Source organism: Bacillus sp. FSL W8-0770 (assembly GCF_038008705.1).
GTDB classification, from domain to species: domain Bacteria; phylum Bacillota; class Bacilli; order Bacillales; family Bacillaceae_G; genus Bacillus_A; species Bacillus_A cereus.
The window spans coordinates 552,246-572,359 of record NZ_JBBOZR010000001.1 but is presented as its reverse complement, the minus strand read 5'-3'; the positions used below and the strand labels follow the sequence as shown (position 1 = coordinate 572,359).

Here is a 20,114-nt window from a genome sequence, read left to right as displayed (position 1 = left end):
AAATAATCTGTGCTCTTCTTGTTAATAGGTGTTTTTATTTTTCCCATTGTTTTATGATAAATGTGGGAGAGAAATACATATAAAAGGGGAATTTAATATGGGGCCTACGCAAGAGACTTATACAATTGTACGCTATCAATCTGGTACATTTTCAAAACGGCTTGATGAGATTGTTACAGAATCTCCTATTACTATTAAGTTGAATGGTGAAGAATATGTAACAGTCGTATGCACACCAAATTATATTGAAGATATGGTAATTGGTTTTTTAATTTCTGAGGGGATTATTTCTTCCTATAAAGATGTTGAAGAACTATGGGTTCAAAAAGATAACGGAATTGTCCATGTAAAATCATCAAAAGTGAATCCGCTCTATCAAACTTTATATAATAAACGATACATCACTTCTTGCTGTGGAAAAGGTAGACAAGGTTTTATTTTCGTAAACGACGCAGCAAAAGCAAAAGACTTACATGATATACATGTAAAAATTACTCCTGAAGAATGCTTTCACTTAATGAATACCTTGCAACAATCTTCTACTACATTTCGCCAAACTGGCGGTGTTCACAATACCGCGCTATGTGATCGAAACAATATCCTCCTATCAAGAATGGATATTGGAAGACATAATGCATTAGATAAAATATATGGTCATTGTTTGCGTAACGATATATCCATTAAAGGAAAAATCATCGCATTTAGCGGACGTATTTCATCCGAAATTTTACTCAAAGTTTCAAAAATCGGATGTGAAATTGTTCTATCTAAATCCGCTCCAACAAAACTGGCATTGCAACTTGCCCATGATTTAGGCATTACAGTCGTAGGGTTTATTAGAAATGAATCTTGTAATATTTACACACATCCAAAACGAATTGATGGCTATCAATCCAATGTTTAAAAAATAACTCCTCAATCGAGGAGTTATTTTAGTTATAAAAATGTAACATATTAAACACTTGAATAGTTAACAAAGTTAATATATAATTTCATTACATAATTAAAACAAAACATTGTAGCATATATCTTTTCATTCTTTTACAAATTAAAAGAGAATACTAACAAAACATATACTCAATCTTATAAAAGTAATGGATTTATTTGAAATCCACCAGGGAGGTTACAACTATGGAAATTCGCTTATTAACAACAGAGGACGCAGAAATATATTTAAAAGTTTGTATGGAAGGTTTAACGAAGAATCCGGAAGCTTTTAGCTCTTCTTATGAAGATGTTCTTAAACATGAAAATCCTGTGGCTGCTATGGCTAAACGATTAAGCAATCCGGATAAGTATACTCTAGGTGTCTTCAAAGATAATGATTTAATTGGTATCGCTACTTTAGAAACAAAACCATTTATTAAACAAGAACATAAAGCAAAAATCGGTTCCGTTTTTGTTTCTCCAAAAGCGCGTGGCCTTGGAGCAGGACGAGCTCTAATTAAAGCAATTATTGAAAATGCCGATAAATTACATGTAGAACAACTTATGCTCGATGTTGTAGTTGGTAACGATGCAGCAAAAAAATTATATGAGTCATTAGGTTTCCAAACTTACGGCGTACAAGAGCGTTCATTAAAACATAACGGTCAATATTGGGACGAGGAACATATGGTTCTGTTCTTAAATGATTAATACTTCAATATAAAGTGAAACTTTACTCAGTGGGTGATTTTTCCATCCTCCACTGAGTATTAGCTGAACCAATCGGGCTTTTACGGGCAGTTATCGCCCACCTAACTCCCTCGCATTCGCTGAATTTTAAGATGGGAGTTACTGCCCACAAATAGCGGGGGAGTTTTCCAAAAACATCTTTCTTAATAAGAAAGATGTTTTTTTGCATTACAACAATGTAATCTTCATGTCACCTTTATCGATCGTACCAATCCTTACCATTCATTATACTAAAAATATAAAGTGAAACTTTACTCAGTGGGGAACTACATCCCACGCCGATCGCATGTACTTGATATGTAGAGGAGAATGTGACATGAAACAAAACAAACGAGCTATGCTTTTAATATTTACTACAGCAATTGTAACTTCTGGGTTAGCAATTTTACCTTGGTTTATCATATAGGAATACTCCCCTAACAATGAAAAAAGCTGATTGCTTCTTAAGAAGCAATCAGCTTTTTTTATATTATAAAATCCCCAAAATTTTATTTACGCAACTTATAATAATAACCATAGATACGGCAACGCACATGACAACCGTATTACGATCTTGCTTTTCTTTTTTTGAAATTTCTTCTTTTGAATTCATGTGTATGATCTCCTTTTAAAAAAAGTGTGAGATAGGAAATTTTTCTTATCCGATGCGAGGTGAATACGAAAACCCTCTCTATCTCACATACACAATAGAATGGAATTGTCATTTTATAAATAAAATGACATGACGTTATGTCGCAACATAGGGTATTTTGTGTCGCTACGTTTTCTATTATAAAAAATAGTTGTGCAAAACTAGTGCATTTTTTATGTCAATTACTCTGAGCGAAAAATAACTCTTCCACTCAATCACATAAAAAGAGTTTTTTATTATTTTCATGTAAACTATACAAGTAGAATGAACAGTTTGGGGTGCACAAGATTATGGTAAAAATTTTATTAGTAGACGATGAAGAACGTATGTTACGATTATTAGATCTGTTCTTAAGCCCTCGCGGCTATTTTTGCATGAAAGCTACCTCTGGCCTTGAAGCACTAAATTTAATCGAACAAAAAGAATTCGATATTATTTTATTAGATGTTATGATGCCAAATATGGATGGATGGGATACTTGCTATCAAATTCGTCAAATTTCCAATGTTCCTATCATTATGTTAACAGCTCGTAATCAAAACTACGATATGGTGAAAGGCCTCACGATGGGCGCAGATGATTATATTACAAAACCATTTGATGAGCATGTATTAGTCGCACGAATCGAGGCTATATTACGCCGTACAAAAAAAGATGGCTTTGTTAGTTTCAATGGTATTGAGTGGGATAAAACGAAACATACTGTCACAGTTTATGATGAAAAAATCTCATTAACTCCTATCGAATTTTCGTTACTCGGACTATTTTTGCAAAATACAAACCGTGCTTATAGCCGAGATGATTTAATCGAAAAAATTTGGGGCTATGAAACAGATATCGAATATAGAACAATTGATTCACACATTCGTAATATCCGTGATAAACTACGCAAAAAAGGATTTCCAATTGAAGATTACCTAGAAACGGTCTATAAAGTCGGATATAAATGGAAAAGTGAATAATTACTTCGGTCAGTGGGAAATCGTATACCACTGACTCTTTATTATGAATAAGGTATGGTGAAAAAATGAGTAAACTTTCCCTTAAAATTGGGACATACTTTTTAATATTAGCTTTATGTATTGAAACAATTGCTTTCGTATCTTTTTATAAAAGCCTTTCAAAAATGCGTATTGTAGAGGAAACAGATGCTCTTTTAGAGAAAGGTAATCGCTATAGTAAAAAAATTAAAAGCCGCGAGAGACGGGATGAATATTATAAAGAAATGAAACACGCTGAACATAATAAAAGTCCTAAACGCCCTGTGTATCCTGAATTCGATATTACGAATGAGGCTGCACACTTAGTTGAATCGGAATCAATTTCTAACTCCGATATAGCTATCATTATTACTGACCATAACGGCAAAATTATTTCCACCTCAGAACCCGTAACAAAAGATATGCAAAAACAACTTACTTGTAAAACAGAAACTGTCCCAGACGGCGGATTGGTCGTTGAAAGGAACTGGAAAAAATCAAAGTTCATCACAACAGTAAGCCCACTTAACACAACAAAGTTTCAAGGAAAGCTATATATGCTATTAAAAACATCTTTCCTAGAAAATATGTTACTTAAACTCATGAACCAATTTCTTATCATTAGCGTTTTAACAATTATTTTAACAACAATTTCTGTCTTTGTTTTTTCACGCGTTATTACAGAACCACTTGTAAAAATGAAGAGAGCGACAGAAAAAATGTCAAAATTAAATAAGCCAATTCAATTAGGTATTAAACGGAATGATGAACTCGGAAGTTTAGCAAAAACAATTGAAGATTTATCGAGTGAACTTACGTATATGAAAAAAGAGCGCAATGAATTTCTCGCTAGTGTCGCTCATGAACTATTAACTCCATTGACCTATATGAAAGGTTATGCAAAGGTAGCAAAGAGAGACTCTTTAACAAAAGAGGAGCGAGAAGAATACTTACAAATCATTGAGGATGAAACGGATAGTGTAACCGATCTCGTCCAAGATTTATTTATGCTTGTACAATTAGAACAACACCAATTTGTTATAAAAAAACAAAAAGTGCTTCTTCAGCCATTTTTAGAACGAATGGTTGAAAAAACAAAAACAACATTAACGAATAAGCAAATGCAACTTCATGTATATTGCAAAGATGATTTAGAAGTTTGTATAGACGAAAGACGTATGGAACAAGTTATGTTAAATTTATTACACAACGCTTATCAACATTCGCCAGAAAACACATCCATTACGATACGTGTACTCATGGAAACAGATTCTTTTACAATAAGTGTACAAGATGAAGGTGAAGGTATTCCTGAAGAAGATATCCCGCATATTTTTGACCGTTTTTATCGTGTTGATAAATCTAGAACACGAGCTACAGGCGGAAAAGGCATCGGGCTAGCTGTTGCAAAGGAAATTGTAGAATTGCATAACGGTTCTATTCTAGTAACAAGCCAATTAGGAGCGGGAACAAACTTCATAATCAAGCTACCTTTTGAATAATATGCGTGTGAAAACACCAGTAGTAGTAAACACTACTGGTGTTATTTTGTTCATAAAAACAGCTCATATAAGCTAAGCTTTTGAAATTATTCTTATTTCAATATAAAATAAAGGTACATTTGCAAAGATTTGGAGGGTGATATAATTGGATATCCATGTATTAACAAAAGACGAAGCAGAAATTTACTTAGAACTTCGCGTAGAAGGATTAAAGCAAAACCCTGAAGCATTCAGCTCTTCTTATGAAGATATTATTAATAAAGAGTGTGCGATTGAATATAAAGCACAAAAATTAGCACAAGATGAAAACTATACGCTAGGTGCATTTAAAGATGGAAAATTAATCGGGGTTGCAACACTGGAAACGAAACCATATGTAAAACAAGAACATAAAGCTAAAATCGGTTCTGTATATGTATCTCCAAAAGCACGCGGACTTGGAGCAGGAAAAGCACTTATTAAAGAATGTCTTGAGCTTGCTAAATCTTTAGAAGTAGAACAAGTTATGCTTGATGTTGTTGTTGGCAACGATGGAGCGAAAAAACTTTATGAATCATTAGGTTTTAAAACATTCGGTGTACAAGAACGTTCATTAAAATATAACGGACAATATTGGGACGAAGAGCATATGGTCTTATTCTTAGATGAAAATAAATAATAAAAAACATCCTCATGTTTGGAGGATGTTTTTTACTTTCTTGTAAACCATGCCGTTTGTAATAATTGAATCGCTTTCGCAATCTCTTCCTCTGATAATATCGCAAACCCAAGTAAAACTACACTCTCAGGCGCCGTACCGTCTTTATAGTACGTAGACACAGGATATATTTTAATACTATATTTCGCAGCTTCTTGAATTAATTCTTCTTCCCGCATTCCATTATGCACTTTTAATAAAATGTGTAGTCCGGAATCTTCTCCTATCACTTCAACACGATTAGAGAAATACTTCTCTATTTCAAAAACAAGTCTATCTCTCTTCTTTCGGTAGACAACACGCATTTTATGAATATGTTTTTCCCAATATCCTTCATTTAAAAATCTTCTAATCACTTCTTGATCTATTCTTGAAACACTTTGTGTATAAAATAAATATTGCTGTTGATACTTTTTAATTAATTTCTTCGGCAACACCATATAGCTCATCCGTAGCGATGGCAATAATGCTTTAGATAGCGTCCCCATATAAATAACTTTCCCCTCTGTATCTAACCCTTGCAGCGCCGGTATAGGCTTTCCAGAATAACGAAATTCACTATCGTAATCATCTTCAATAATATACCTGCTCTCTTCTTTCTTTGCCCATTGTAAAAGCTGCATCCTTCTCGTAATAGGCATAATCATTCCAGATGGAAACTGATGGGAAGGTGTAACAAATACAACATTCGCATTGCTATTTTCTAAATCTGCAATACAAATTCCATCTCTATCTAAAGATAACATTTTGACTCTTGCTTCTCCCTGTTCAAAAACAACCATCTTCCTATGATACCCTGGGTTTTCAACTGCATAATTGCTTTCCTTTAACAATTGAAACAATAGTTTCACTAATATTTGTGTTCCCGCTCCTAATACAATTTGACTAGCTGAACAACGCACACCTCTAGATTCATACAAATAATTCGTAATCTCTTCTCTTAAGCTTGCTTCCCCTTGAGGGTGTCCTAGAAAGAGAAGTTCGTTATTATGCGGTTGCCATACTTCATTTACAATTTTCCGATACATATTAAATGGAAAAGCATTTGTATCAATTCCTGTTTGTGTAAAGTCAAATTTATAACTCTTCTCCTGAAACGGTACTTCTTCTATTCTATCTCCGCTATCCTCTATATGAACCATTTGCTCAATCTTGCATACAAAATAACCTTTTCTCGATATCGACTCAATATAACCTTCTGCAAGTAATTGTTCGTACGCTGCCTCTACTGTATTTTTACTTACTTGTAAATGTATCGCTAACTTTCGCTTAGCCGGTAATTTCGTAAAAGGGACAATCGATCCATCTTTAATTTCTTTTTTTATATACTCATACAATTGCACATACAATGCCTTTTTACTATTCATATTTAAATTAGGCGTTAATTCTAACATAATATCTGACCCCTTAATAAAACTAAAATCTGATACTTTTTACAGTACCAGAAGTTATATATAATTCCTTTTATCATGTCACACATCAAAAATCAAATACCGGAGAGGAGAAACATGATAATGAACAATGGTAGACGTATCGGACTCATTATGATTATTACAGGGGCTACATTATGGGGATTATCTGGTCCAATGATTCAGTGGCTATTTCAGCATACTAATGTATCCTCAATTGATTTTTTAACAATTCGATTGTTACTTGCAGGAATATTTATTTTGTCTTTCTTACTTATAAAGAAACAAAACATATTTCAAATTTGGAAACACTCTAGATATTCTATACAACTTATTATTTTCTCTATTCTCGGCATGCTTGGTGCGCAATACGCCTTTATCGAAACGGTTCATATTAGTAACGCGGTCACAGCAACGCTATTTCAATTTCTAGGTCCTGTTCTTATTACCATGTATGTTGCATTTGAACAAAGAAAATTCCCTGCTTCCATGCAACTATTCGCAATTATAGCCGCGCTAATAGGAACATACTTTATTATTACAAATGGCTCAATTGAAAATGTTGTTTTATCTAAAGAAGCTATTATTTTTGGACTATTAACAGCAATTGGATTTGCATTTTATACCCTTCATCCGGCTTCTCTCATTAAAGAATGCGGGACAACTGTAGTAATTGGTTGGGGGATGTTAATCGGAGGAATTGCACTACTTATTTATAATCGTTCATTCGGGTGGAATCACTTTTCACAAACCCTTACACTAAAAACTTTTTCTATGCTTATTCTTATCATTATTAGTGGTACCCTTTCTTTCCTTCTATATATCGGTAGTCTTAAATATTTAGCAGCAACAGAAACAAGCATTTTATCTAGCATTGAACCCCTTGTAGCTGCCATCGTCTCAATTACTTGGCTAAATGAATCTTTTGGAACATATCAATTATTAGGCGGCGTATGTATCGTTCTGTCCGTTATTTTTTTGACGATGCCTCAAAAAGAAACCGAACCAACCTATACAACGGAACAAATATAAAGTGAAACTTTAATTAGTGGGGCTATCTCCCACTGATTATTAACCTACACCAATCGGGCTTTTACGGGATAAAAAATGTCAAAAGAGGTCGTACAAAACTTACGACCTCTTTTTATACTTTAAAGGAATTGTCCCGCCTTCTAGCAAATACAATTACACTAACAATAAAAACTAGGAGTGTGGCACCATGAAAAAAATCGGAACTATGCTACTTCTCTCCTTCCTCATCACTGGATGCACACCAGCACAACCTGATTCAAAAGCATCTAAAACTGAAGCTGTCGCAACGTCATCCAATCAAGTGAACGCACCTTCCTTCTTTCATCTTAGTGTTTTAAAAGATGTAAATTGGGAAGAAGCCCCCTCATTCATAGACGGAAAAATACCTTTAAAAGGCATCGAAGGAAAAATCGCAATGGCTGATAGTCCTATTATCGCGAATGAACAAAATGAAATAATGTGGTACTTTCTAGATTCTGAAATACCAACTGGAAAATTGTCTATTATTGCGCTAAAACAAGGATCTGTAACTCCGACACCAGTACTCTTTCAAAAAGAAACTTCCAAACAAACTTGGACCACTTCAAATACAATCGATTCTACTGCAAACGAACTCCCTCTCACTATGTCACTACCTTCATCTGGATTATGGTTATTAAATATATATGTGAATGAAAAATATTATGATCAGTTTGTAATCACCGCTGAGTAAAGTGACAAAAATAAACCACTTTCTTACAACAATGTAATTTCTACGGCATGTACTTCGATAGTTGAATTATCTCTCTTCTCTTATACTTAAAGTAAGAAATGAAACGAGGAGAGATGAGAGATGAAAAAAATGATAGAAGTAATCGTAGCAGTAACTGAGGTTTTAGTGAATGGTAAACAAGTTGCAATGGAATTAAATAAATAGTGAAGAAACATAAATAATTCTACACTTCTTCATTATTTTGATTTCTTATCTCAAAAAAGCAGTGCCTTTTAGGCACTGCTTTTAGCTATTAATAACGTGGTATTTTCGTAATTTGTGCCACGCCTGAATCAATAGCTGCTTTCGCTACTGCTTCCGCAACACTTGGAACAACTCTTTTATCTAATGGATTCGGGATTACATAATTCGCATTACGTTCTTCATCAGTAATGATGTTAGCGATCCCATATGCTGCCGCTAATTTCATCTCTTCTGTAATATCAGTTGCGCGCACATCTAACGCACCGCGGAATATTCCAGGAAACGCCAATACATTATTTACTTGATTCGCATAATCCGAGCGCCCAGTTCCTACTACAGCTGCCCCAGACTCTAATGCATCCTCAGGGAAGATTTCTGGAATTGGATTCGCCATTGCAAACACAATTGCTTTCTCATTCATCGTCTGTACAAGTTCTTTCGTTAATACGTTAGGAGCAGATACGCCAATAAAAATATCAGCTTGGTTAATCGCTTCTTTTAACGTTCCACGCACATGTTCACGATTTGTCTTTTTTGAAACTTCAATTTGTGCTTCGTTCATCCATGTTTCACCTTCACAAACAATACCTTCTAGGCTAACTAGCGTAATGTGCTTTGCACCAGCCTTTAATAATAATTTTCCAATTGCAATTCCTGCCGAACCCGCACCGTTAATAACGATTTTCACATTATCCATTTGTTTGCTAACAACTTTTAATGCATTAATAACAGCTGCTAAAACGACAATAGCTGTTCCATGTTGATCATCATGGAATACAGGAATATTCGTTTCTTCTTTTAATCGTTTTTCAATTTCAAAACAACGCGGTGCTGCAATATCTTCTAAATTAATCCCTGCAAATGTAGGCTCTAAATTTTTCACAAGGGTAACGATTTCATCTACATCCGTTGTGCCTAAACATAATGGGAAAGCATCTACATTCGCAAACTTCTTAAACAAAATACTTTTTCCTTCCATAACAGGCATAGCCGCTTTCGGTCCAATGTTTCCTAAACCGAGTACCGCTGTTCCATCTGAGACAACTGCCACCATATTACCACGTGCTGTATAGTCATACACCGTTTCTTCATTTGCCGCAATTGCTTTGCAAGACTCCGCTACACCTGGTGTATACGTCAGGCTTAAATCATCCGCTGAATTTACTTCTACTTTACTTGTAATTTCAATTTTCCCTACTAATTCTTTATGCAATAACAATGATCTTTCATTAATTTGATTTGCTAACATACTTATAATCTCCCCTTAATTTGACAAGCTAGCTATATGAATATAGCTAGCTTGTTTGATCATGAAAACATCTTTAATAATATTGTCGCCGTTACAACCATTGCCGCCCCGCCTAAACGAGTCGAAATTTGCGCGAACGGCATTAATTCCATACGATTTGAAGCCGATAAAATAGCAACATCTCCAGTTCCACCTAAACCGCTATGACATCCAGTTACAATCGCCGATTCAACTGGATACATCTTCATCACTTTCCCTACAAGAAAACCTGATGCTACCATTGTAAGAACAACCGATGCGCACACAACAACATATCCTACTGAAAGAACTGCTGCTACGTCTTTTAACGGAATATATAGCAATCCTAATCCAACCATTAAAGGCCAAGTTAAATTCTTCGAAATAAATTTATATAAATGGAATGCTCCTTGCTCCATTTTTGCTGGCATTAATTTAAAGTATTTCACAAGCGCTGCTGAGAAAATCATAATGATTGCCCCAGGAATACCGATGAACTTAGAAGCAAATCCTCCGAAGATGAAGAACGTACACGCAATTAATAAACCTGCTCCCATTAATGAGAAGTCAATTGGCTTCTCTGTATTTTGTTCTTTTAATAATTCTGCTTGATTGTCTGTTTTCACTAATACACCGTTACCACTAAGCTCCGGTTTCTTCTCACCTAAACGCTTCATATACCCTGCACTTACAATTGCGAACATATTTCCAATAATAGCTGCTGGAATAAGCTGTGATACAAACGTTGCTGATGATTCATTTAAAATATCACTATAAGCTAGCGACAATGGTAAAATCCCTTCCCCGATACCACCACTCACAATTGGTACGATGATAAAGAAGAATGTGTGCTTCATTTCAAATCCAAATAATGAACCCACCAATAATCCTACTGCTACAGAAGCTAACGTCCCTACTACTAAAGGAATAAACATGCGAACGAAACCTTGTACTAACACTTTACGGTTCATTCCTAAAATACTTCCGACTACTAAACAAGAAATATATAAATATAAAAAGTTCGATTTTTTCATTAACATAGTCGCAGCTTCCATTGAAGCTGGATTCATCCAGTTAAAAAATACAAGTAATGATGGAATAAATAACGAAAGTATTGCTGGACCGCCGATATTTTTTAAAATTGGAATTCTCATCCCAATATCGCCTAAGAAAATCCCCATGATCATAATAACTGCAAATCCACCAATCATATCTGCTGGCAATTTATTATATACAGATGCCCCATAAATAATAGCAGCCAATACTACATATAATGGTAAAGGTATAACACCGATTTTTACATTCATAATTTTAGAAGCGAAAGATTCTCTTTGTACTTCATTTCCTTCAGAAAATGATACCGCTTCCACATTCTTTTGAATTCCCATATGGCACCCCCTCGTTTTCTTAATAACAATATTAAAACGCTTTCAATAGTAAAAATAGTTTTTGTAAGTTTTGTAATTGATTTTGTAATTAAAAAAAGTATAAGCGACTTATATTAAGTCGCTTATACGTAAAACTCTATTTTCTTTTGATCAACACATCTTAATTTACTTACAGGTCTTCCCACATGTTGGTACATCATTTCGTTTTCTAACACCCCAATGTCAGTCAGAAACATTACATATTTTCGAATAGAAACTCTTGAAATTCCAACTAATTGTGCCATTTCATCTGTTGTAAATACTCTTCCATTCAGAGACTCAATCTTCTGCCAAATTAATTGCAATGTTTGCTTCGTTAAACCTTTCGGAAGCTCTTTAGTGACAGTAGGCTCTCTTTTTTCTTTTTGTAAAATTAACGAATCTAATTCCGATTGACTAATTTTTTGTTGTTCTTTCATGAAAGTAAATTTTTCTCGATATATAGTTAATGCCTCTTTAAATCGTTCAAATGTAAATGGTTTAATTAAATAATCTACAACTCCATATTGTAATGCTTTTTTAATACTCCCCATATCATGTACAGCTGAAATCATCATTATATCGATTTCTTTTTCTTGGTTCCGGATATACATTAAAAGCTCAAACCCAGTCTCTTCAGGCATAAAAATATCAAGTAATACTAAATCTACTCGTGATTTCTCTAATACTTCTATCGCTGACTTTACTGAGTTAACTGCTTGAACAAGTTCAAACCCTCCTACTTGTTCTAAATAATGCGTATTTAACATTGCTACCATCGGGTCATCTTCTACAATTAAAACTTTAATCATATTTGCCTCTCATCCCTACCTTTAGGTATTTCAATTGTTATCGTTGTTCCCTTTCCTACTAATGAATGCATATGAATTTCCCCATTTATTCGCTGTATACTTTCTTTTACAAGATACAAACCATAACCGCGGTTATCTCCCTTTGTGGAATAACCTTTCGTAAATAATTCCTCTATTTCTTTTTCTTGTATACCTTTTCCCGTATCTTGTACTGTAATAGTTAGTATATCCCCATGTTGTATCTCAACTTCAACTTGCTTCTTTTCACAATTCGTCACTGCTTCTAATGCATTATCAATTAAATTTCCGACAATCGTAATAAGTTCATGAGTAATACTTTCATCATCTATTTCCGGCATATAAGAATCTTCACTTATAATTAATTTTATATTTTTCTCTCTAGCATAGCTGAGCTTACCTAGTAAAAAACCAGCAAATACTGGACTTTTTATTCTTTTCATAACTCCACCAATTTCATATTGATGCTCTGATACCATGCCGCTTATATACTTCTGTAATTCTTCATACTGTTTCATATGTGTAAGCCCTAATACGACATGCATCTTATTCATAAACTCATGAGATTGTGCCCGTAATGCTTCTGCATATAGTCTAATACCAGTTAGTTCCTCTGCTAGTTTTCTAATCTCTGTTTTATCACGAAATGTTGCAATTGCACCAACTATTTCTCCTTTTACATATAAAGGAACTCGATTCGTCACAATCGTAATTCCATAAATATTTTGTTCTTCGTTTAATTGTACTTCTCCCGTTTGCAATACTTCTTTTATACGTGAATTTGGCATATACAACTCAACATCTTTACCGATAAAATCTTCTTCAAGTCCGCTTTTTTTAAATAGACGTTTCGCTTCATTATTAATTAACGTTACTCTAGCCTCTTTATCTACAGCAATAATACCTTCCTTTACAGATTGTAGCATCGTATTTCTTTCTTCAAGAATTTTTGCTATCCTGTGCGGCTCAAGACCGAATAAACTTTTCTTTATATGTCTAGCTAGCAATATTGCTCCTATAATTCCGACTAATACACCCACTCCGACACCAATATAAATGATATGTCTACTTTCCTTAACTCTCTCTTTTACATTATCTGCTGAAATACCAACAGCCACTGCTCCAAGTTGTTCACCTGTTTCAGAAAATATTGGTACAAACACTCGCATGGAAATACCTAAAGTTCCTTCTGCTAACGATACATGTTCTTTTCCTTTCAATGCAGGCCCTTCATCTCCCCCAATAAAATGATGCCCTATTTTTTGAGGATTTGGATGTGACTTTCTTATTCCATTCATGTCCATAACTACAATAAATTGAACACCTGTGTTTTGTAATATTCTATTTGTATACGTTTGGATTGCAGAGGTATCTGCTTTCCCAACCAAACCATCGATTACAATCGAATCATTCGCCACAATGTGTGCAATTGTTTTTGCTTTCTCTGCTTGGCTATCCTCCGTCGTCCGTTCTACATTATGACTAATTAATATATCTGTCACAAGTAAAGAAAAAATTACAACTGTACAAACTAACAATGTAATCGTTTTCCATAAATTCCATAGTCTTTTTCTTTTTTTCATCCTGTTAATGACTCCCCTAATTGCTGAATAGAAAAATAAGTAAGGTGATATTATTTTCACCTTACTTATCTGCTGTTATTATACTTTAAATTTACTAGTCATCGCTTGTAGTTCTTCTGCCATCTCAGCTAAGTTTTGCGAAGCTGAACTAATTTCCTCCATGGAATTAACCTGTTCTTCTGTTGAAGCTGCAACACTTTGCATACTAGCTGTATTTTCTTCTGCAGCAGCTGCAATTTCATCAATAGCATTTGTCACTTCATTTGCATCTCCAGCAATTCTCTTCGTTGTTTCTACCATTTGATTAACTTGAGAAACAATATGTGTAGTAGAACTTAAAATTTCCGTAAAACTTACTTTCGTTTTTGTTACAACATCAAGGCCTTGTTGAACTTCTCCATTCACATTATCCATCGCCTTAACAGTATGTTCAATATCCGCCTTAATTTCTGCAATTAAATTTGCAATCTCTCCAGATGACTCTCCTGATTGCTCTGCTAATTTTCTAACCTCATCTGCTACAATAGCAAATCCTCGTCCCTGTTCACCTGCTCTTGCTGCTTCAATAGCCGCATTTAAAGCTAATAAGTTTGTTTGAGTTGCAATGTTTTGAATTGCTTCAGAAATAGTTCCTACTTGCTTTGATTTCTCATCAAGAAGTTTAATAATAGCATCTGACTCGGATACCGACCTAGAAATAGACTGCATTTGTTTTGCGGTTTGTTCAACTAAATCTTCTCCCTCTTCAGCTCTTTCACGGGCATGTAATGAGGAAATAGAAATTGACTCTGCGCTTCCGGTTACATCTTGAATTGCTGTATTTACTTGTTGTAATGTAGCAGCACCTTCTTCAACACCTTGACTTTGTGACTCAGCCCCACCTGATACTTGTTCCATCGCAATTGTAATTTGATCTGTCGCATCATTTGCTTGCTGTACGCTCGCTGTTAACTCTTCAGCCGATGCTGCAACATGTTCTGCTGAAAAGCTAATTTGGGTAATAACATCTTGTAAAGACGTAGACATTTCATTAAATAAATTCCCTAATTTCCCTATGTCATCCTTGGAATGGATTGTAATTTTCTCTGTTAAATCTCCCTTACTAATTTTATATGCCGATTCAGCTATTTTTCGTAATGGCCCTGTAATAGACTTTGTAATGAAATAAATTAATATACTACCAAATGCAATAGCAATAGCAATAACAATAAAAGTCTTATAAAATACTGGATTCGCAGCTTGGTTAATTTCTTCATCAAACATAACTCCAACTACTTTCCAGCCCGTTTTCTCATTTGTTGCAAAGATTAAATTCTTTTTATCATCTTGTTCTGTATAAGAGACATTTCCTTGTTTTTCTTCATAAATCGGTTTAATCCAAGGATCAGTAACTTTTGCACCTGGTTTTCTAGATGGATGACTAACAATTTGCTTATTTTGATCTAAAATAACTGCATAACCTTTTTCACCAATGTTAATCATTTTGGAAATTTTCAAGATGTTATCTAAATTTAAGTTAATTCCTATAACACCTTTACCATCTTTTACTTCTTTTGCAATTGTTACTACCATATTTTTTGTAGATGCTGATTGATATGGTGCAGTAACAATTACTTTCCCTTTATTTTCATGTGCTTCTTTATACCAAGATCTATCTGTTGGATTATACTCATCATCCATTTTGATAAATGGTTCTCTTATAAACTTTCCTGTCTGCGTTCCAATATAAATACCTTCTACTTCTGGATGAAGTTTTATATATTGCGCTAACTTTGTTCTTACTATTTCTTCTTGTCCGTTTGGATATGTATCCTCTGTTAAGATGTCTGCAAAGTATGCTGCATCAACAAATTTCTCTTCTATATTTTGAGAAATAACAGTATTTAAAATCGAAATGTTTTCCTTTGCTTTACCTGTGATTTGTTGTTCAAAATTTGTTTTGGCAGTTTGATATGAAACACCACCGATAATAAGTCCTGGTATAGTTAAAATTAGAAAAAATGAAATGATTAATTTTTTCTTGATACTCATACATTTAACCCAGTTAAATATTTTTTGCATAATAAGCCTCCTTTATGTAATGTGAATACTTGTGTAATTTTATACAAGTAACATATATAAAACAATATATAATGATAACATGTAATTTTTTTGTCAATTATGCATTTTTACATATTTACTACTTCTAAAGATTTAAGCATAAAAAATAAGAGAACTTCAGCTTATATAATAAGTTCAAGTTCTCTTATTTCGTAACAAAAAGCCCCCACAAAAACTCCTCTTACAATTCCTTACATCTCTTTCCTTACTCATTCATTTAGGGCTTTTCACATAACTAATCGCCTGACTCCCCATTTGCATCCATGCCTTTTCAAAACTTTCTCTCGGTACTTTTACATCTAAACTTTCATTAAGAGGATCTCGAATATATACAAATTCCTTATCATATCCAATAAGCACTACACAATGTTCATTATACGTAATAGAAACATCTCCACTATTTGTTTCCCATGTAGTAAATTCATCTTCATCTAATGGCGCAAATGTTGCATTTGTGATCATGACTACCGGTTGTTCTGCTTTTACACTCTTATAAATTTCTTCTATATTCTTCCCTGTTAAGTCTACAGCTTTATTAGGTAAATATTTTTCCGCTAACTGAAAAAGTGGCCCATGATATACACCGTATCCTGATTCAGAAAATGTATAAATATTACCTACAAATCCTTCATTTGGATTCCCGCGCACACCATCATCTATAAAATCAACTTTTTTTATTTCATTTGCTAATGTCATCTTATCCACTGAAACACCAGCGTATTGTAACATCATCGCTAAGCTTGTCACTTCACAGCCTCGATCTAGCTCTGGTAGTTGCTGAATTAATGGTACACTTGATAAAATGACCTTTTCATCATTATTACTAAATTCCGGTTCTTTTCCGTTTTGTATATTGAAGAATGTCAACTTCTCCACATACTTTGTAACTCCATTTGTATATACACTCCATACCGCTATAGCTAGTAATGCTATACATATATACCACTTAAACCTCCGTATCACTCTCACGCCCTTTTTAGTTCGTTAAATAAGAATAAAATGCGTCAGCATCCGTTCGAATCACTGGTACAAAATTTAGTTCTTTTTCTCTCTCAGGTTGATCTTTTTTTATTTTTTCTGTTAGCTCTTGAATATTCATGTTCGCTTTGTCCATATTAAGCTCATCTGCCAATTGTAGCACCTTTTGTTCATTAATTTCTCTTAATACTTGATATATATCTTTCCCATACAAATCAATATGATATTTTTTTGCTTCTTCCTGCACTTTTTGTTCGTACACCTCTTGTGCTAATTCTTCAATTTCTTTTCCCTTTTGAGAAATGTCTAACTTCCCTGCTTCTTCTCTTACTTTCTTTCCATAGATTTCTTCTGCAATGTCCTCTATTTCTTTTCCATTTGTCGAAATACCTAATTTATCTGCTTCATCATTAATTTTAATCATATTAATTTGATTAATTAAATTTACAATTGATGTATTTTCTATAGATATGCCTAGTTTTAACGCTTCTTGCTTCACTTTTGTTTCATAGATTTCTTCTGACAACGTCCCAACATCTTTTCCTTCAATCGATATGCCTAACTGCTCTGCTTCCCTTCCTACTTCTGTTTCATGAATTTCTTTTTCTAGTGTAATTTGTTCTTTTCCTTCCGTTTCAATACCTAGTTTCTCTGCTTTTTCTTCTGTATGCACTGCATGTATCTTACCATTATTTAATTGTTCTTTACTGCGCTGCGTGTAATCAGTCTTTCCTTTTTGTGTTTCAGAAGGAGAGGCACCCCCTAATATACTTAAGCTCATTACTCCAATAGTGAATACCGTCATCATTTTCTTTTTCAAAATTAATTCCTCCCTCTTATACTTTCTTTCCCATCATTCCCCTAGTTTTTTTAATACTATACATACATCTCATCGCTGCTTGAGATAACATTATGATTGATAAACCCCACTCACATACACCTAGTCTCTTCTTCATGTAACGAACTTTCTTTATGCCATACATAATATAAATAGTTTCTTAACTTTACCTTAAAAAAAGACGACCTTGTGTAAAAACAAGGTCGTCTTTTTACTTATATTTTTTGGTTTTTAGGGAAAATCACTTCAAAACAAGTGCCATCTCCCCATTTGCTCTCTACTGATATTTTTCCGTAATGCTTTTCTACAATCCAATTTGCGATTGAAAGACCTAATCCAGCTCCTTCTGACGTACTTCTTGCTTTATCCCCTTGATAAAAACGATCAAATAATTTTGGAATATCTTCTTCTTTCACTCCTATCCCGTCATCTTTCACCTGTATACGAATTGAACTACTCGTTTGCGTGCAATCAATTTGAATATGCCCACCTTCATTTGTATACTTCATCGCATTATCCAACAGTATGACCATCATTTGATGAATCCGCTCTCTATCCCCCATAAAAGATACACCACGTTCTACTTTTAGCATCATTTCTTTTTCTTGATAAGAAGCAATCTCCTTATATGGAGCTACTATTTCTTCTAACAATTTATCAAGTTCAAATATTTTCTTATCCATCTCAATTTGATTAGAATCAGAACGTGCTAGCAATAATAAATTACTAACGAGTTTCGATAACCGCCTACATTCTTTTGAAATTGTAGAAATATCCATCGCTTTTTCTTCTATCGTAGCGGATGGTGACTGAAATAAAACATCCGTTTTTGATTGAATAACTGCAAGTGGTGTCCTGAGTTCATGTGATGCATCAGAAACGAATTGCTGCTGTTTCTCCCATGAATTTTGAATAGGTACGAGTGCTCTGCCAGCTAGGAAAAAGCCGATACCTATCGCACAGAGGCTTCCTATGCTACAACCTATAACGAGGATTAAAAATAAAGTATTTAACATTCCTTCTTCCGCTGTTATATCTCGCACGATTTGAACTATTTCTCCATCTTTTTGAAGCGAAAATGCTCTAAAATATCGTCCTTGTACTTTGATATCTTGTAACTCCCCTATTTTTTCCGGAGAAAACTTTTCCAAATTCTCTTCAAAAATAGAACGGAATTTACGGTTATCGCCCTCTATTTTCACTATTTTCCCATTCCAAGTTATTCTAGTTACTCGCGGATCTCCAATTTGGATATTCTCCATACGTTTTCTTGGTGGTATTTTAACATCTAATTTTTCTCTATACTGAGCCATCATTTTTATAGATTGATCCACTTCATTATAAATACGCTTATATGTGTATGAATAAATAATACTACCTAATATACCTATTAATAGGATAAATACTAATGAATTCACTATAGTCAAACGAATGCGTGTCTTTTGAAACATACTTCCCTTTTTCATTGTTCTTTTAATATATATCCAATACCTCGAACAGTTTGAATATCTTTCTGATAACCGAATGGTTCTAATTTTTTACGCAAATGATGCACATACACTTCCACAATGGCTACTGTCGTATCTGAATCAAATCCCCAAACACGATCAAAAATTTGTTCACGCATTAAAATCTTCCCGCTATTTTGAATGAGATACTCTAGCAGCTCATATTGTTTCAATGTCAACTTAATACTTTGTCCATCTACTTGAACGTCTTTATCTTTTCCGAACAATTCAATCCCTTTATAACGAATCGTTTGCTGCGTTGTTAAACTACCACTTCTGCGTAGTAAAGCGCGAATTCTCGCTTTTAATTCAGGGGCCTGGAATGGCTTAACGATATAGTCATCTCCACCAAAATCCAATCCCTTCACCCGATCTTCTAAAGAATCTCTCGCTGTCAAAAACAGGACTGGTGTTTCAATCTTTTCATCACGTATTTTTTGAATTACTTCAAATCCGTCCATCCCTGGCATCATCACATCCAGTAAAATTGCATCATATATATTTTGAAGAGCTAAAAACAATCCATCTTCTCCATTTATTGCCGTATCTACTTCAAATTCATCACGCAAAATTTGTACGATAGACTCTAATAACGAGGCATTATCTTCTACTACAAGTAAGCGCATGCTCTCACCTTCCATCAAATAGTTCAATTCTATTTATTATTACATTTCTTCTCTTCATAACAAAAGAATGTAGTTACATTACGTTTCATTTTTAA

At 34.1% G+C, this 20,114-nt stretch carries 18 protein-coding genes and 1 pseudogene; 7 read left to right on the top strand and 12 right to left on the bottom strand.

The genetic code is table 11. The features are described 5' to 3' along the window. Nucleotides 1-97: 97 nt before the first annotated feature. Nucleotides 98-904 carry a formate dehydrogenase accessory sulfurtransferase FdhD gene (gene fdhD / locus NST27_RS02975; protein ID WP_000529244.1) on the top strand — a complete coding sequence of 269 codons (807 nt, stop codon included), beginning with the start codon at nucleotides 98-100 and terminating at the stop codon, nucleotides 902-904. 227 nt (nucleotides 905-1,131) lie between these two features. After that, nucleotides 1,132-1,638: a GNAT family N-acetyltransferase gene (locus tag NST27_RS02970; RefSeq protein ID WP_000405883.1), complete on the top strand. Its 507-nt coding sequence runs from the start codon at nucleotides 1,132-1,134 to the stop codon at nucleotides 1,636-1,638. A 508-nt stretch (nucleotides 1,639-2,146) separates the two neighbouring features. Here NST27_RS02970 and NST27_RS02965 read toward each other — a convergent pair. Next, on the bottom strand, nucleotides 2,147-2,269 hold the full coding sequence (locus tag NST27_RS02965) for a hypothetical protein (protein ID WP_001085006.1): 123 nt from the start codon (nucleotides 2,267-2,269) through the stop codon (nucleotides 2,147-2,149). A 329-nt stretch (nucleotides 2,270-2,598) separates the two neighbouring features. On the opposite strand from NST27_RS02965, the gene NST27_RS02960 reads away from it, so the two are divergent. The 3 genes from NST27_RS02960 (at nucleotide 2,599) to NST27_RS02950 (ending at nucleotide 5,448) form a co-directional block, all read left to right on the top strand. Next, nucleotides 2,599-3,270, top strand: coding sequence for a response regulator transcription factor (locus NST27_RS02960; protein WP_000238959.1), 672 nt, complete (start codon nucleotides 2,599-2,601; stop codon nucleotides 3,268-3,270). A 65-nt stretch (nucleotides 3,271-3,335) separates the two neighbouring features. Further along, the gene (locus tag NST27_RS02955) at nucleotides 3,336-4,790 is read left to right on the top strand and encodes a HAMP domain-containing sensor histidine kinase (RefSeq protein ID WP_000041027.1); all 1,455 of its coding nucleotides are present in this window, start codon (nucleotides 3,336-3,338) and stop codon (nucleotides 4,788-4,790) included. 145 nt (nucleotides 4,791-4,935) lie between these two features. Next, the gene (locus NST27_RS02950) at nucleotides 4,936-5,448 is read left to right on the top strand and encodes a GNAT family N-acetyltransferase (protein WP_000351212.1); all 513 of its coding nucleotides are present in this window, start codon (nucleotides 4,936-4,938) and stop codon (nucleotides 5,446-5,448) included. A 32-nt stretch (nucleotides 5,449-5,480) separates the two neighbouring features. Here NST27_RS02950 and pdxR read toward each other — a convergent pair whose 3' ends face one another. Then, nucleotides 5,481-6,881, bottom strand: a complete 1,401-nt coding sequence (gene pdxR, locus NST27_RS02945) for a MocR-like pyridoxine biosynthesis transcription factor PdxR (protein ID WP_047385591.1) — start codon at nucleotides 6,879-6,881, stop codon at nucleotides 5,481-5,483. Between the two features lie 120 nt (nucleotides 6,882-7,001). On the opposite strand from pdxR, the gene NST27_RS02940 reads away from it, so the two are divergent. Both NST27_RS02940 and NST27_RS02935 read left to right on the top strand, forming a co-directional pair. Further along, complete coding sequence (locus NST27_RS02940) at nucleotides 7,002-7,928, top strand: DMT family transporter (protein WP_047385589.1); 927 nt, start codon at nucleotides 7,002-7,004, stop codon at nucleotides 7,926-7,928. A gap of 187 nt (nucleotides 7,929-8,115) precedes the next feature. Then, nucleotides 8,116-8,640: a DUF4871 domain-containing protein gene (locus NST27_RS02935; RefSeq protein ID WP_000719680.1), complete on the top strand. Its 525-nt coding sequence runs from the start codon at nucleotides 8,116-8,118 to the stop codon at nucleotides 8,638-8,640. A gap of 292 nt (nucleotides 8,641-8,932) precedes the next feature. On the opposite strand, the gene NST27_RS02930 is transcribed toward NST27_RS02935, so the two are convergent. The 10 genes and pseudogenes from NST27_RS02930 to NST27_RS02890 form a co-directional block, all read right to left on the bottom strand. Beyond that, entirely contained in the window at nucleotides 8,933-10,132 is a 1,200-nt protein-coding gene (locus tag NST27_RS02930; protein ID WP_047385587.1) for an NAD(P)-dependent malic enzyme, read from the bottom strand. Nucleotides 10,133-10,191: 59 nt separating this feature from the next. Continuing rightward, complete coding sequence (locus NST27_RS02925; RefSeq protein WP_000512722.1) at nucleotides 10,192-11,538, bottom strand: 2-hydroxycarboxylate transporter family protein; 1,347 nt, start codon at nucleotides 11,536-11,538, stop codon at nucleotides 10,192-10,194. Between the two features lie 122 nt (nucleotides 11,539-11,660). Further along, nucleotides 11,661-12,368, bottom strand: a complete 708-nt coding sequence (locus tag NST27_RS02920; RefSeq protein ID WP_000598689.1) for a response regulator — start codon at nucleotides 12,366-12,368, stop codon at nucleotides 11,661-11,663. After that, nucleotides 12,365-13,969: a sensor histidine kinase gene (locus NST27_RS02915; protein WP_000746420.1), complete on the bottom strand. Its 1,605-nt coding sequence runs from the start codon at nucleotides 13,967-13,969 to the stop codon at nucleotides 12,365-12,367. The genes NST27_RS02920 and NST27_RS02915 overlap by 4 nt, the downstream gene beginning before the upstream one ends. A gap of 78 nt (nucleotides 13,970-14,047) precedes the next feature. Then, nucleotides 14,048-14,866, bottom strand: a complete 819-nt coding sequence (locus tag NST27_RS29500; RefSeq protein ID WP_438285074.1) for a methyl-accepting chemotaxis protein — start codon at nucleotides 14,864-14,866, stop codon at nucleotides 14,048-14,050. A gap of 120 nt (nucleotides 14,867-14,986) precedes the next feature. Continuing rightward, nucleotides 14,987-16,000: pseudogene (locus NST27_RS29495) on the bottom strand (HAMP domain-containing protein); the annotation flags it as partial. Nucleotides 16,001-16,282: 282 nt separating this feature from the next. Beyond that, entirely contained in the window at nucleotides 16,283-17,032 is a 750-nt protein-coding gene (locus tag NST27_RS02905) for a C39 family peptidase (RefSeq protein WP_002098846.1), read from the bottom strand. A 13-nt stretch (nucleotides 17,033-17,045) separates the two neighbouring features. Continuing rightward, nucleotides 17,046-17,867 (bottom strand): hypothetical protein, encoded by an 822-nt coding sequence (locus tag NST27_RS02900; protein ID WP_000728589.1) that lies wholly within the window; start codon nucleotides 17,865-17,867, stop codon nucleotides 17,046-17,048. Nucleotides 17,868-18,100: 233 nt separating this feature from the next. Further along, nucleotides 18,101-19,351, bottom strand: coding sequence for a sensor histidine kinase (locus NST27_RS02895; RefSeq protein WP_000715829.1), 1,251 nt, complete (start codon nucleotides 19,349-19,351; stop codon nucleotides 18,101-18,103). Further along, nucleotides 19,348-20,019 (bottom strand): response regulator transcription factor, encoded by a 672-nt coding sequence (locus NST27_RS02890; protein ID WP_001238623.1) that lies wholly within the window; start codon nucleotides 20,017-20,019, stop codon nucleotides 19,348-19,350. Before NST27_RS02890 ends, NST27_RS02895 begins: the two co-directional genes overlap by 4 nt. Nucleotides 20,020-20,114 lie beyond the last annotated feature (95 nt).